The following is a 13,315-nucleotide window of genomic DNA, read 5'->3' as shown; positions in this document are numbered from 1 at the left end:
CCATCTCGTCTCAGGGAGTGGTGCTGGCGACTCACGTCACGGTGCGGCGGGGGCGACGCCGAGCGCGGTGAGCAGCTCGGCGCGGAGTTCCGCCGCTCGGGGGTCCTGTCGGCGACGCGGACGTTCCAGGTCCACGTCGATGTCGTGGGAGATACGCCCGTCGGTGAGGACGAGCGCTCGGTCGGCGAGCAGCAGCGCCTCGTCGACGTCGTGGGTGACGATCAGGACGGCGGGGCGGTGCCGCTGCCACAGCTTCAGGACCAGGTCGTGCATGGTGGCGCGGGTCAGTGCGTCCAGGGCGCCGAAGGGCTCGTCCAGCAGGAGTAACCGGGGTTCGCGGATGAGGGCGCGCGCCAGGGAAACGCGCTGGGCCTGGCCGCCGGACAGCGTGAGCGGCCAGGCGTCGGCGCGCTCCGCCAGGCCGACCTCGGCGAGCGCAGCCGTCGCCGCCTCGCGCGGCGCGTCGGTCGCGACTCCCAGCACGATGTTGGCCCACACCCTCTTCCACGGCAGCAGCCGCGGTTCCTGGAAGGCGACGGCGACCGCTCCGTCGGCGGCAGCCTCGCCGTCGTAGTCGCCGTCCAGTCCCGCGAGCACCCGAAGCAGCGTCGATTTGCCCGATCCGCTGCGCCCCAGCAGAGCGGTGAACTCGCCCGGGGCCAGGTCGAGATCGAGGCCGCGCAGAACCCGGTCGCCGCCGAAAGCCCTGTCCAGACCGCGCACGTGCGCGGCCCAGTGCGGCTCGGTCTCCGTGCCGTGCGCCGTGGTCACGCGTTGATGCCGCGCCGCCATGACAGGGCCCTCCTCTCCAGGAGCCGGACGAGTGCGTCGGTGGCCAGGCCGAGCAGGCTGTAGACGACGAGCCCGAGGACGACGGTGTCGGTCCGCAGGAACTCCCGGGCACTGTTGATCATGAAGCCCAACCCGGCGTCGGCGTTGATCTGCTCGGCGACGATCAGGGCGAGCCAGGCGCCGCCCAGACTCAGGCGTAGCCCCGTCAACAGCCCGGGAAGCGCACCGGGCAGGACGACATGGCGCACCACCGCGGCGCGGCCCAGCCCGAGGACGCGCGCGACCTCGATGTGCTTGGCATCCACAGCGTGGATACCAGCCACGGTGTTGATGTAGAGGGGGACGGCGACAGCGATGGCCACCAGGGTGATCTTGGGCGTCTCGCCGATACCGAACCACAGGATGAACAGCGGGATCAGGCCCAAGATCGGTACGGCGCGCAGCATCTGCAGCGGCGGGTCCACCAGCTTCTCGCCCCATCGGCTGATCCCGGCGACGACGGCGCAGGCGGTTCCGACCACGGCCCCCGCAGCAAAACCGGCCAGGACCCGCTGTAGGGACGTTCCCACGGCCGAGAGCAGGGTGCCGTCCCGCATGAGGTCGATGCCGGTGGCCGCGATCGCGGAGGGCGGTGGCAGCAGCCGCTCGGGGATGACCCCGGCCGATGCACCCAGCTGCCACAGGACGAGGAGCGCTACCGGGCTGATCCAGCGCTGCCAGGCGGCGTCGCGGCCTCGCTTGGGAACCGCCGTGGCGGCGCTGGGCGGCAGCGAAGGCGGGGTGGATGACCGCTGAGATCGTTCACGGGTGACGGGTGTCCGCACAGCGGACACGGACGGCGGACCCAACGGGTGCCTCCTCAACGACGGAACAGAGTTAGTTACGGACGGGGAACGCGCCGCGTCAGGCGAGCGGAGCGAAGCCGCCGAAGGCGCCGCGGTGGTACAGGAGCGGCGGACGGGGGTCACTGAGCACGTAGCCGCGTTCGACCTCGCCGACCACCAGCCAGTGGTCCCCGATCAGACGGCTGTCGTAGCGGCGGCACACCATATGCACCGCCGTCCCGTCCAGCAGCGGGACGTCTTCGGCGCCCCGGCACCAGGCGGTGGGAGGCGCGAATCGGTCCACGTCCCGGGCGGCGAAGCGCGCGGCCAGGTGGCGCTGGTCCTCGGCGAGCAGGTGAACGGCGAAGAGTCGGGCCTTACGCAGGTCGGGCCATGTGGTGGAGGAATCGGCGATGTAGAACGCCACAAGGGGCGGTGACTGGCTGACGCTGGTGAACGAGGTCGCCGTGAGACCCACGGGCTCGCCCGACACGTCAGCGGTGACGATCACGACGCCCGCGGCGTGGTGTGCCAGGAGGCGGCGGAAAGCGTCGGCATCGACTTCCGGGGCCTGCGCACTCGCCCGCGTGCGCTGCCCGGGAGTGGCCCGCGCTGGCATCGTGTGCACGGTGGTCATCGGTTCTGCCCTTCATGCGCGTGGAACGGTGGACACGGCGGTACAGACCCTCCGGCGGAGCCGGGGACAGCGATGCGAACGGTGATGGTCGTGGAGGGGAACGGTCTCAGTTCGCCGAGGGGGTGGCGGCGGGTGCCCCGGCCGACGTGACGAAGGGGACGGCCGCGGACTGGGTGGGGAGGTCCCCCGGCGGGTTCCACAGCCCGCGCTCGCGCAGAATCGGCAGCACGCCTTCGCCGAACCAGTAGGCCTCCTCCAGATGCGGGTAGCCGGACAGGACGAACTCGGTGAGCCCGAGCCGGTGGTATTCCTCGATCAGGTCGGCGACCTCGCTGTGGCTTCCCACCAGCGCGGTCCCGGCACCGCCCCGAACCAGGCCGATCCCGGCCCACAGGTTCGGATAGACCTCCAGACGGTCGCGGCGACCGCCGTGCAGTTCGCGCATCAGCCGCTGCCCCTCGGACTCGCTGGCGGACAGTCCGCCCTGCACGGTCTGGATGGTCGCGTCGTCGACGTTGGCCAGCAGCCGCTCGGCTTCGGCCCACGCTTCCCGAGCCGTGTCGCGCGTGATGACGTGCAACCGGATTCCGTACTCCAGGGCGCGCCCGCGCTTGGCGGCCAGGGCCGCCACCCGGTCGATCTTGTCGGCGACCGCGGCGGGCGGCTCACCCCACGTCAGATAGGTATCCACGTGCTCTGCCGCCACCCGCAGCGCGGCCTCGGAGGAGCCGCCGAAGTACAGCGGCGGGCGTGGATCCGGCAGACGGTGCAGGCGGGCTCCCTCGACGGTGAGGTGGCGACCGGAGAAGTCGACGGTGTCACCCGTCCACAGGCGGCGCACGACCTGCAGGAATTCGTCGGTGCGCGCGTAACGGGCCTCCTTGTCCAGGAAGTCCCCATGGGCACGCTGCTCGGCGCCCTCCCCACCGGTGACCACGTTCAACAGCAGTCGTCCCCCGCTGAGCCGCTGAAAGGTGGACGCCATCTGGGCGGCCAGCGTCGGAGAGAGTAACCCGGGCCGGAACGCCACCAGAAACTTCAGCCGCTCCGTGGCCTCGACCAGCATCGCCGTGGTGAGCCAGGCATCCTCGCACCACGCCCCCGTCGGCGTGAGCACCCCCTCGAACCCGAGCTGCTCAGCGGCTCGGGCGATCTGGGCAAGGTAGCCGACCGTCGGTTCGCGGTCGCGCCACGCGGAATCCACATCGACGCCGTGCCCGCCTCCGACGACGCCGCGACCGTCGCCCTGGGTTGGCAGGAACCAGTGGAACGTCAGTGCCATGAGGGAGTCCCCGTCCTCTCCGCTGATCACAGATGGCCGTAGCGACACTCTGCAACCCATTTCCCCCTTTGTCAACCAATTAAGTAGGAAATAGCCCACCACCTGCGCCACCACCAACGGCACAGGGTCAACTCCCTGGCGCCCTCACGCCTGAACTTCAGAATCGAGGCCAGCGTTGGCGTTGAGCACGCTCGCCCGACCTCTGCCCCGAACGTGCCCTCGGGATTCGGAGCGAACAGCGGCTACCCACGTGCTCCAGGATGCGAGTCGAGCGTGAAAACCAACGCCAGGATCAACCATGATCCGGGGGACGAAAAACGCGGCCAACAAGTCCGCCACAACCCGCGAGGCCAAACTCACTGTTCGCTCCGCTGAGGCCAGGTCCACCAGAACATCTACAAGGCCGAGGTTCGCCAACCTGGAGCGAGAACCAGGTGGCGAACCTCGGCGCTGTGTACGTTCAGGGAACGGCTACGGAAACGCCACAGCTCCCGCCCTGATGGACGCCACGTCGGTCCCATCCACAATGCCCTGATAAATCTGCACGTCATCGATGTCACCATGCCAGGGCTGCGCAAGGCGCTCGTCCAGTCGCGCTGCACCCATGACCAGAGGCCCATCAGCATGCCAGGGGGTGTCCTGCACCGCCGTGGCGGCCTGGATGCCGTCGACATACAAGGTCATCTCACCCGTCGTGCGATCGTACGTTCCGGCCAGGTGTGTCCACCTGCCTGGCGCCACACCCGACCTCGATACCGCCGCCGCCCCTGCGTCGGCGCCGACCTGATCAGAACTGGTCATCGTGAAGACCCACTTCTCACCATCTGCGGTCTCTTGTTTCCCGAGGTAGAAACCGCTTTGTGCGCTACCGTCCTGGGAGACGGCAGTGGCGTCGGCTCCGGCTGACCTTTCGTCGGCCCGCACCCAAGCCGCGACGCTGAAGCTGCGATCGGTACGAACAGCCGGGCGGTCGGTGGTGATTCGCTCGTCGACGCCGTTGAGCCTGACCCCCGGTGAAAACGTGGTGTCGTTCTCCGCGTGTCCCCAGGCCGTGGCGGGCTCTCCATGCAGAGTTCCCGTCAGGCCGTGGTCAGTGGAGTCCTCCACCGCGGTTCCGGAGGATTCATCGAGCTGCCAGCGCCCCTCCAGCGCGATCCACCGATTCGCGAGCCGCCACGTTTCGGGATGGTCTTCCCTGGCCTCGATGGGTTCATCGTGGACGACACGATCCCACACACGAACGTCGTCGATCCCGCCGCTCCAGGCTCCATAGGGCTTCCCGTCGAACTTGGCTCCGCCGATCACGAACGCACCCGCGGCGTCCCAACGGCTGCCCTTCTGCGCGGTCCCCTGCTTGATTCCATCCACATAGAGCGTGAGTTCTCCGGCCTTGGAATCGAAGACCCCAAGGAGATGAGTCCATACTCCTGCGTCAGCTGACTCACTCGAATACACGCGCGCGTCGATGGCATCGGAAGACGAACCCTCGTCGGCGGCGGTCTTGAACACCCAGGCCCCATCACCATCCCGATGCTCGTACCCGAGGTAAAAGCCGCTGCGCCGGTTACCTTGCTGGCTTACGGCGATATGGTCCCGGCTCGGGTCGTCCAACCGCACCCAGGCGGCGACACTGAAGGTTGCGCTCGTGTCGACGACCGGATCCTTGGTCGACAGGCGTCCGCCCTCGCCATCGGTTGCGATGGCGCTGCCATCACGCCGGTAGGACGGATTGAAGCCAGGGTTCTCCACTGCCCCAACCCGACCGCGGGTCCACTCGACACCGCCCGAAGCGGTGACCGAGCGGCCTTCTTCCATGATGTCCGCCGACGCCTTGCCCTTACCTTCGTCCAACGGGAAATACGCAACGGGATCGCTCAATGGGGCCACGGTGAAGGTGTAGACCGGCTCACACGCCGAAGAACCACCGTAGGCGTTGGTGGTGCGAGCATAAATCGTGTGCGGGCCGCTGCTCCGCGGAGTAATCGTCGTGGTCACCGTCCCGCCGGGCTCAGACGGCGTAAGCGTTGTGGTGCAGGAACCGCCGAAGCCGTAGTGGTAGGCGGCCGCGTCGGCCACACCGTTGGCGGAAAAGGTGAACTCTCCGGGCCGGCCGACACCGTCAGTCACCTTGTGGCCCTCCGGGTAGTCCTCCGACGTCACCTTGGGTGGAGCGGCTGGCCGAGCCGTACTGACTTCCAGATAGCACCAGTCAGACCATGGCCCCCACTCTGTCCTGTCATGCGCGGCCGCCCGATACCCGATGAGCTTATGTTCCGGCAGGTCCTTGGCCTTGGCACTGCGCTCGCTGCCATCGGGCCACGTAGCCACATCGGTGGAGGGCGTGTCCACGTAACCGACGCGGTCGCCTTCGCCTCCGATTTTCCATTCGAACCGGACCTTGACCTTCTCACCGTTGACCTGCGAGTCGCGGTCCCGCACATACGCGCGCAGGGTCGGAGACGTGGTGTTGATCAACCGCGGATTCTCCGGATTGGTGGAGCATGCTCCACCATGAGAGTCCGACATTTTGGACGAATCCGGCACTTCCGCGGCGGAGCGCTCGCTCGCGGCACTCCCGGCAGCGGAAGGGTCGTCTCCGCGTTCACCGGCGGCAACGGCGACAGGTGTGGTGAGGGACGTGGCGATGACCGCGGCAGCGACCATGGCCGGCATCCGGCGACGCATGGGGGATCCCGTCTAGTACTCAGGTGGGGGAACACCGGCATAACGCCATGAAGCAGGGCGAAACACACGATGCCTGAATCGGATGTGAAGCTAACAGTCCACACAGCGTGGTTGAAAGTGCCCACAGAGCCCTGTCGAGCCATCCGTTGACGTGCTGTGATCTTGAGATACCTGCTTTCACCTGGGCCTCAGCATTCACGAAGGCGAATGATCTTCACGTCGTGGCCGGATGCGGCCAGCGGCCCAGGTAAACCCGGCAATGGCCGTTTTTAGGCGGACTCCCAGGTTCCGAAATGCGACCGACACGCCGGGTCTGACCTGCGAGTCCGCTTACTGTGACGGAACTGTTAAGGGTGAAATCATGGACACGGGGCGGGAAAGGCACTTGCATCGAAATCCCCCGGTCTATACCAGTTGTGGGGGCTGTAGCAGGAGGTGCGAGCATGGTCACGCCCATCCGTCCGTCGCGTGGTACCGCTGTTGCGGCCACTTCCCTGTCATTGGTGCTACTCGCCACCGGATGCGACTACCTGAGCGGCACCGGCGGTACGTCGGCCGAGCGTGGCGGTGCTGGATGTGAGCCCTTTGCCGAATGGGCCGATGTCGAGGGCGGGACCGTGGACATCTACGCCTCCATCCGCGACGAAGAGGGCGAGCGGATGCAGCGGGCGTGGAAGAACTTCTCCGAGTGCACCGGAATCAACATTCGCTACGAAGGCAGCGGCGAGTTCGAGGCGCAGGTGCAGGTGAAGATCGACGGCGGAAACGCGCCGGATATCGCGTTCTTCCCGCAGCCGGGGCTGCTTTCGCGCTTTGTCGAATCCGGCGACGCCCTTCCGCTGCCCGAGAGCGTCGCCAAGCGCGCGCAGGAGGGATATCCCGAAGACTGGCTGCAGTATGTCGAGCATGACGGGAAGCTCTACGGCACGCCCCTCGGCGCGAATGTGAAGTCGTTCGTCTGGTATTCGCCCGGATTCTTCACGGAGAACGGTTATGAGACTCCGACGACCTGGGACGACCTCATCAAGCTCAGCGACGCGATGGCCGACGACGGCGTCAAGCCCTGGTGCGCGGGCATCGAGTCCGGTGAGGCCACCGGCTGGCCGGTCACCGACTGGCTGGAGAACGTGATGCTCCGCGAGCACGGCCCCGATGTCTACGACCAGTGGATCGACCACGAGATCCCGTTCGACGACCCCAAGGTCGCCACGGCCCTCGACCGCGTCGGCGACATCCTGCGCAACCCCGACTATGTCAACGGCGGACACGGGGGCGTGAAGAGCATCGCCACGACCTCGTCTCAGGACGGCGGCATTCCCATCCTCGAGGACAAGTGCGGCATGTACCTGATGGGTTCCTTCTACGCCGCGCAGTGGCCCGAGGGCACCGAGATCGCGGAGGACGGCGACGTCTTCGCCTTCAACCTGCCGACCATCGATGAGGAGATCGGCACGCCTGTTCTCGGTGGCGGGGAGTTCACCGCCGCCTTCAGCGACCGCCCCGAGGTCGTCGCCGTGCAGGAGTACCTCGCCACCGTCGACTACGCCAACCGCCGCGCCCAGGAGGGCGCCTGGTTCTCCGCGCACAAGGAGCTCGACCTCAATGCGCTGGACAACCCCAACGACCGCTTCGCCGCCGAGCTGCTGCGCGACCCCGACACCGTGTTCCGCTGGGACGGCGGCGACTACATGCCGGCCGCGGTCGGCTCCGGCACCTTCTGGCGGGCCATGACCAACTGGATCAACGGCTCGGACACCGAGGACGTGCTCGGCTACGTCGAGCAGTCCTGGCCGAAGTCGTGACCCAGGGCCGACGGCTCTGGGACCGGACTTCCGACACCGACCGACGATGAGCGAGGGATCCGGCGGGCTTTATGGCATTCGACATCTTCGCTGAGCTTCCCAAGCTCCTCTGGCTGGTCATCGCCGTGGCCGCGTTCCTCGCCGTCATCGGTGTCCTGCTGCTCGCCGTGGACGGCGGCCCGCGCACCCGCTACGACTGGTGGCAGGCCACCTGCTTCCTGGCCCCCGCCGGAATCCTGCTCCTGACCGGCCTGGTCTACCCCGTCATCCGCACCACGGTGCTCTCCTTCCACGGCCCCGGCGGCGACACATCGGTGGGCTGGGACAACTACGTCTGGATGTTCACGCGGCCCGAGATCCTGCTCGTGCTGCGCAACACCTTCCTGTGGGTCATCTTCGCCCCGGTCCTCGCCACCGCCACCGGCCTGGTCTACTCCGTGCTCGTCGACCGCTCCCGCTACGAGTCCATCGCCAAGTCGCTGCTGTTCATGCCGATGGCGATCTCGTTCGTCGGCGCCAGCATCATCTGGAAGTTCGTCTACGCCTTCCGCCCCGCCAACGCCGACCAGATCGGACTGCTCAACCAGCTCCTCGTTTGGGCCGGGGGCGAGCCCCGCCAGTGGCTGCTCGAAGGCCCGCTGAACACACTGCTGCTGATCGTCGTCCTGATCTGGATCCAGGCCGGGTTCGCCATGGTCATCCTCTCGGCCGCCATCAAGGCCATCCCCGCCGAGATCGTGGAGGCCGCCCGCATCGACGGCGTCAACGGCTGGCAGCAGTTCTGGCGCATCACCCTGCCGTCCATCTGGCCCACGGTCACGGTCGTCCTCATCACTATCTCGGTGCAGACCCTCAAGATCTTCGACATCGTCCGCACCATGACCGGCGGCCAGTTCGGCACCTCCGTCATCGCCAACGAGATGTACAGCCAGGCGTTCCGCTACGGCCAGCTGGGCCACGGGTCCGCGCTGGCCGTGTTCATGTTCCTCCTGGTCATCCCGCTCGTCCTGATCCAGATCCGGAACGCCCGACGCACCAGGGAGGCGCAGTCGCTGTGATCCTGTCCCCGCCCCGCACCGGCCCCGATCCCGCTCCCGACCGCACGGCCGCCGCACGACCGAGCGCCGCCGCCCGCGTGCGCCGCAGGCTCTCCGGCACCGGGGCGAGCGCCGCGGCCATCATCATCGCGGTGCTGTGGACGCTGCCCACCGCCGGGCTGCTCATCTCCTCGTTCCGCCCCGAAGACCAGATCAAGGGCACCGGCTGGTGGACGTTCTTCAGCGACCCCTCCCTGACCCTGCGCAACTACGAGGAGGTGCTGTTCGGCGGCACCAGCACCCGGCAGCTGGCCAGCTACTTCGTCAACTCTTTCGTCATCGCCCTGCCGACCATGGTCTTCGTGGTCGCCATCGCCGCGCTCACCGCCTACGCACTGGCGTGGATGAACTTCCCCGGGCGCGACTGGATCTTCATCGGCATCTTCGCGCTGCAGATCGTCCCACTGCAGATGTCCCTGGTCCCGCTGCTCAGCCTGTTCTCCGACGGACTCACCATCGGCACCACCCAGGTCCTGCCCGCCTGGGACCTGCAGGGCGCGTTCCAGTTCACCCGCGTGTGGGTCGCCCACACCATCTTCGGCCTGCCCCTGGGCGTCTTCCTGATGCACAACTTCATCGTCCAACTGCCGAAGAGCCTGATCGAAGCCGCCCGCGCCGACGGCGCCGGGCACGGCGTCATCTTCCGCCGGGTCGTGCTCCCGCTCATCGTTCCGGCCCTGGTGTCGCTGTCGATCCTGCAGTTCCTGTGGGGCTGGAACGACCTCCTGGTGGCGCTGATCTTCGCCGGCGGCAGCGTCGAGGTCGCCCCGCTCACCGTCCGGCTCGCCGAGATGGCCGGCACACGCGGCGAGGAGTGGCAGCGGCTCACCGCGGGCGCGTTCGTCTCCATGGTGGTGCCGCTGATCGTGTTCTTCTCGCTGCAGCGCTACTTCGTGCGGGGACTGCTCGCGGGGAGTATGAAGGGCTGACCGCGTTCCCCGTTGATCTCGGGGATATCGACGGAATCCCCGCCGAAATTCGGTCGATATCCCCGAGATCAACGAGGGAAAGGGTCAGCGGACAAGGCCGGATCGGTAGGCGATGACGACGAGTTGCGCCCGGTCCCTGGCGTGCAGCTTGACCATCGCACGGCTCACGTGCGTGCGCGCGGTCGCCGGGCTGACGACGAGCCGCTCGGCGATCTCCGCGTTCGACAGTCCCTCCCCCACCAGCGCGAGCACCTCCAGCTCGCGCTCGGTGAGCTCCTTGAGCGCCCGTCGCGCGCCATCGTCGCCCGGGGCACGCGTGGCGAAGGTCGAGATGACCCGCCGGGTGACCGACGGCGACAGCAGCGACTCCCCCGCCGCGGCCAGCCGGATCGCGCGCAGCAGCTCATCGGGGTCGCTGTCCTTGATCAGGAATCCGGAGGCCCCGGCCCGCAGCGCGTCGAAGACGTACTCGTCCAGCTCGAAGGTGGTGAGCACGATGACGCGGGTGTCCGCCAGGCGCTCGTCGGCCACGATCTCGCGCAGCGCTGCGATGCCGTCCATGACCGGCATGCGCACGTCCATCAGGACGACGTCCGGCCGCTCCCTGCGGACCAGGTCGACCGCCTCGCGCCCGTCGGCCGCCTCACCGGCCGGCTCCAGGTCGTCCTCGGCCTCGATCAGCACCCGCAGCCCCATGCGGACGAGCGCCTGGTCGTCGGCCACCGCCACCCGGATCGTCATTGCCCACCCCGCCCTGTCCCCAGCGGCAGCTCGGCGCGGGCGGCGAATCCGCCCTCGGGACGCGGCCCCGCTGTCAGTCGGCCACCGACGGCACGGGCGCGCTCCCGCATCCCGGCGATCCCGCTGCCGGTGCCGGGATCTCCCGTGCTCCCGCCCGAGCCGTTGTCCGTGATCTCCACGGCGACCTCGGTGGGACCATAGCGGATCAGCACGGTGGCGTCAGCCTGGCCCGCGTGTCGCACGACGTTGGTCAGCGCCTCCTGGACGATGCGGTAGGCCGCGTGGTCCACCGCTGCCGGGAGCGCGGCCGGTGTGCCCTCGGTGCGCACGTTGACGGTGCGCCCGGCCGTGGCGATCCCGACGACGAGGTCGTCGAGGCGGTCGAGGCCGGGAAGGGGTTCGCGGCCCTGGCCAGAGGATGGTGTGTGGCCGGGCCTCTGGTCGGTCTCCCCGGCGTCCTCGGCGTCGCCGACGGGCGCGCCGTGCTCGCGGACGTCCTGCGGGTCGCGGAAGACCGCGAGGGTGCCGCGCAGCTCCTCCAGGGCGTCCTTGCTGGTCTGCCGGATCGCCTCCAGGGAGGGCTGAATCTGGTCGGGGCGCTTGTTCAGGACGTGCAGGGCCACTCCGGCCTGCATGTTGATGACCGAGAGGCTGTGCCCGACGACGTCGTGCACCTCCTGGGCGATGCGCAGCCGCTCCTCGTAGACGGACCGGCGCACCTCCTCCTCCCGCTGCAGGCGACTGCTCACCCAGCGGGAGCGGAAGACGACGCCGATGGCGGCGATGGCCGTCGCCACGGCCACCGCCGGGACGAGCCGCACCAGGGTGTCGAGGCTGAGCAGGCCGAGGTAGGGACGGTCGAGCTGCCCGGCGAGGAAGACCGGGATGAGCAGCGGCGTCCACCAGACCCAGCGGCGCGGCGGGAGCCGGGAGGCGAGGGTGAACAGCAGAACGGCGGGCCCGAGCACGATCGGCCCGTAGCCGGGTCCCAGTGCGATGAAAGCGGTCGACCCGAGCGTCGCCGCGGCGAATCCGATGCGCGGCCGGAACCGGCGCACCATCACGCTCCCCGCGACCACGGCCGCGCACAGGTAGGCGATCGGCGCGAGGGGCGTGAACTCCATGCCCTGCCAGGCCCCTGGCCCACCCGGCCTGCCTGGCCCCCAGGGCGGACCCGATGGCCACGGGGGCCCGTCCATTCCGGAGGGCCCCATCATCCTCTCCGGGGGACCGGCCATCTGCCAGTGGGCCGCGCCCAGCGCGAGGACGCCGATGACGACCCCAAGGAGCACGTCTAAGGCAACACCCCGGTGCGTCACCCGCGGGTCGACGGGCGCAACCTGTTCACTCACCCTTCCGACACTAGACGGGCACCCCCGCTACGGCGTCGTGCGCAGGGCGTACGGCGGGTACGGCCGGGCGCGTACGCGTGAAGCCGCAGCTGGGCCGATGACACGTGTAGGCGGCGTGGCGGAGTCTGGGACACATGAACACCACATTGAGCGCCGGAGCCGTCGCGGGCCTCGCGGCGGCCGTCCGGGAGATGCCGAATATGCCGCACTGGGGCGGTGGACCGCCCCCGTTCTTCCCAGCGATCGGAGCCGCCGTGTTTTTCCTGCTCTTCCTGCTCGCCCTCGCCGCCTTCCTGTTCATGGCGCGCCGGGGAGGCGGACGTCCGCCGTGGGCCCGCTCCGCGCCGGAGCCGCCGGAGACCGACGCCAAGCGCACACTCGCCGACCGGTTCGCGCGGGGCGACCTCACCGTCGAGGAGTTCATGGAGCGCGCCAGCGTGCTCAACTGGACTCCCGGCACCGACACGACGGATGGCGACGGCAAGAACGGTAGGAACGGCAAGCGGTGATGCGTGCGGACCGATGACGGGAGATGAGGAATCCTGGTGGGCGGCCGTGGAACGGCCGCCCCCACGTGTGTCGTTGGTGTGGCCGGTGCTCCTCCGGTTGGGCGAGCTACCAGCCCGTGGGCAGCCGCCCGGTGCCCTTGCAGATGGGGCAGGTGGTGCCCGACCGGGTGCGTCCCGTGCCGCCGCAGTCGACGCAGAACCCCTCCTTGCCGGTGAACGGCGCCATCGCGGCATGGAAGCGGTTGACCACGGTGATGGCGGCGTCGCCGAGGTCCCCAGCGATGGCGGGGTTGTGCAGCAGGTTGTAGGCGTGATCGGCGATCACGCAGATGGCGTCGACGGTGCCGGTGACGACGGTCTGGCCGGTGGCGTCGGTCTGGGCGGCGGCCAGCGCGTCCTGTGCCGCCTGGTGGAAGGGGTTCGCGTCGCGGGTGGTGGCCACCGCCGTCGTGGCCATCCAGGTGGCGAACGGGCCGGGCAGGGTCAGGGAGAGCCGGGTCGGCAGCTCGTCCTGCATCGGAGGCTCCTTCCGAGTGAGTCCGGCTCGGCTCACCCTCGGGCGCCGGGCCCTTGTCACCGCGGAGGAACCCGGGCACGATGCGCCCTGTGGGGCCGCACCGGAGGTCCTTACCCTACTCGCGACGGGAGGGTCGCACATCCCCCTC

The 13,315-nt window shown here is 68.8% G+C and carries 12 protein-coding genes; 4 read left to right on the top strand and 8 right to left on the bottom strand.

Going from position 1 to position 13,315, the window contains the following annotated elements; all coding sequences use genetic code 11:
• Nucleotides 1–36 precede the first annotated feature (36 nt).
• The 5 genes from CDO52_RS08545 to CDO52_RS08525 all read right to left on the bottom strand — a co-directional run bounded on the left by CDO52_RS08545 (nt 37) and on the right by CDO52_RS08525 (nt 6,220).
• Entirely contained in the window at nt 37–792 is a 756-nt protein-coding gene (locus CDO52_RS08545) for an ABC transporter ATP-binding protein (protein WP_017617382.1), read from the bottom strand.
• Nucleotides 768–1,640 carry an ABC transporter permease gene (locus CDO52_RS08540; protein WP_232524417.1) on the bottom strand — a complete coding sequence of 291 codons (873 nt, stop codon included), beginning with the start codon at nt 1,638–1,640 and terminating at the stop codon, nt 768–770. Before CDO52_RS08540 ends, CDO52_RS08545 begins: the two co-directional genes overlap by 25 nt.
• Before the next feature lie 55 nt (nt 1,641–1,695).
• Nucleotides 1,696–2,253: a flavin reductase family protein gene (locus CDO52_RS08535; protein ID WP_017617380.1), complete on the bottom strand. Its 558-nt coding sequence runs from the start codon at nt 2,251–2,253 to the stop codon at nt 1,696–1,698.
• Between the two features lie 106 nt (nt 2,254–2,359).
• Nucleotides 2,360–3,535, bottom strand: coding sequence for an LLM class flavin-dependent oxidoreductase (locus tag CDO52_RS08530; RefSeq protein WP_026125537.1), 1,176 nt, complete (start codon nt 3,533–3,535; stop codon nt 2,360–2,362).
• Nucleotides 3,536–4,006: 471 nt separating this feature from the next.
• On the bottom strand, nt 4,007–6,220 hold the full coding sequence (locus tag CDO52_RS08525; RefSeq protein WP_094932298.1) for a LamG domain-containing protein: 2,214 nt from the start codon (nt 6,218–6,220) through the stop codon (nt 4,007–4,009).
• A gap of 443 nt (nt 6,221–6,663) precedes the next feature.
• Between CDO52_RS08525 and CDO52_RS08520 the strand changes: the two genes are divergently transcribed.
• The 3 genes from CDO52_RS08520 (at nt 6,664) to CDO52_RS08510 (ending at nt 10,048) form a co-directional block, all read left to right on the top strand.
• Nucleotides 6,664–8,022: an ABC transporter substrate-binding protein gene (locus CDO52_RS08520; RefSeq protein WP_017617377.1), complete on the top strand. Its 1,359-nt coding sequence runs from the start codon at nt 6,664–6,666 to the stop codon at nt 8,020–8,022.
• Nucleotides 8,023–8,093: 71 nt separating this feature from the next.
• Nucleotides 8,094–9,080 (top strand): carbohydrate ABC transporter permease, encoded by a 987-nt coding sequence (locus CDO52_RS08515; protein WP_017617376.1) that lies wholly within the window; start codon nt 8,094–8,096, stop codon nt 9,078–9,080.
• 2 nt (nt 9,081–9,082) lie between these two features.
• Nucleotides 9,083–10,048: a carbohydrate ABC transporter permease gene (locus CDO52_RS08510; protein ID WP_026125535.1), complete on the top strand. Its 966-nt coding sequence runs from the start codon at nt 9,083–9,085 to the stop codon at nt 10,046–10,048.
• A gap of 84 nt (nt 10,049–10,132) precedes the next feature.
• On the opposite strand, the gene CDO52_RS08505 is transcribed toward CDO52_RS08510, so the two are convergent.
• Both CDO52_RS08505 and CDO52_RS08500 read right to left on the bottom strand, forming a co-directional pair.
• The gene (locus CDO52_RS08505; protein ID WP_017617374.1) at nt 10,133–10,789 is read right to left on the bottom strand and encodes a response regulator transcription factor; all 657 of its coding nucleotides are present in this window, start codon (nt 10,787–10,789) and stop codon (nt 10,133–10,135) included.
• Nucleotides 10,786–11,913 (bottom strand): sensor histidine kinase, encoded by a 1,128-nt coding sequence (locus CDO52_RS08500; RefSeq protein WP_017617373.1) that lies wholly within the window; start codon nt 11,911–11,913, stop codon nt 10,786–10,788. Before CDO52_RS08500 ends, CDO52_RS08505 begins: the two co-directional genes overlap by 4 nt.
• A 362-nt stretch (nt 11,914–12,275) precedes the next feature.
• Between CDO52_RS08500 and CDO52_RS08495 the strand changes: the two genes are divergently transcribed.
• A complete protein-coding gene (locus CDO52_RS08495) occupies nt 12,276–12,650 on the top strand; it encodes an SHOCT domain-containing protein (protein ID WP_017617372.1) in 375 nt (124 codons plus the stop codon).
• Between the two features lie 106 nt (nt 12,651–12,756).
• Here the strand turns inward: CDO52_RS08495 and CDO52_RS08490 are convergent, their stop codons facing one another.
• Nucleotides 12,757–13,167: a hypothetical protein gene (locus CDO52_RS08490; RefSeq protein ID WP_017617371.1), complete on the bottom strand. Its 411-nt coding sequence runs from the start codon at nt 13,165–13,167 to the stop codon at nt 12,757–12,759.
• Nucleotides 13,168–13,315: the final 148 nt, after the last annotated feature.

It is taken from the genome of Nocardiopsis gilva YIM 90087 (assembly GCF_002263495.1).
Taxonomy (GTDB): Bacteria; Actinomycetota; Actinomycetes; order Streptosporangiales; family Streptosporangiaceae; genus Nocardiopsis_C; species Nocardiopsis_C gilva.
This window is presented reverse-complemented; position numbering and strand designations above follow the sequence as displayed.

Excerpts from the sequence above, each read along its gene's own strand:
- CDO52_RS08545 (WP_017617382.1), bottom strand. The coding sequence starts at position 792 with ATGGCGGCGCGGCATCAACGCGTGACCACGGCGCACGGCACGGAGACC.
- CDO52_RS08535 (WP_017617380.1), bottom strand. The coding sequence starts at position 2,253 with ATGACCACCGTGCACACGATGCCAGCGCGGGCCACTCCCGGGCAGCGC.
- CDO52_RS08530 (WP_026125537.1), bottom strand. The coding sequence starts at position 3,535 with ATGGCACTGACGTTCCACTGGTTCCTGCCAACCCAGGGCGACGGTCGC.
- CDO52_RS08525 (WP_094932298.1), bottom strand. The coding sequence starts at position 6,220 with ATGCGTCGCCGGATGCCGGCCATGGTCGCTGCCGCGGTCATCGCCACG.
- CDO52_RS08520 (WP_017617377.1), top strand. The coding sequence starts at position 6,664 with ATGGTCACGCCCATCCGTCCGTCGCGTGGTACCGCTGTTGCGGCCACT.
- CDO52_RS08515 (WP_017617376.1), top strand. The coding sequence starts at position 8,094 with ATGGCATTCGACATCTTCGCTGAGCTTCCCAAGCTCCTCTGGCTGGTC.
- CDO52_RS08505 (WP_017617374.1), bottom strand. The coding sequence starts at position 10,789 with ATGACGATCCGGGTGGCGGTGGCCGACGACCAGGCGCTCGTCCGCATG.
- CDO52_RS08500 (WP_017617373.1), bottom strand. The coding sequence starts at position 11,913 with ATGGAGTTCACGCCCCTCGCGCCGATCGCCTACCTGTGCGCGGCCGTG.
- CDO52_RS08495 (WP_017617372.1), top strand. The coding sequence starts at position 12,276 with ATGAACACCACATTGAGCGCCGGAGCCGTCGCGGGCCTCGCGGCGGCC.
- CDO52_RS08490 (WP_017617371.1), bottom strand. The coding sequence starts at position 13,167 with ATGCAGGACGAGCTGCCGACCCGGCTCTCCCTGACCCTGCCCGGCCCG.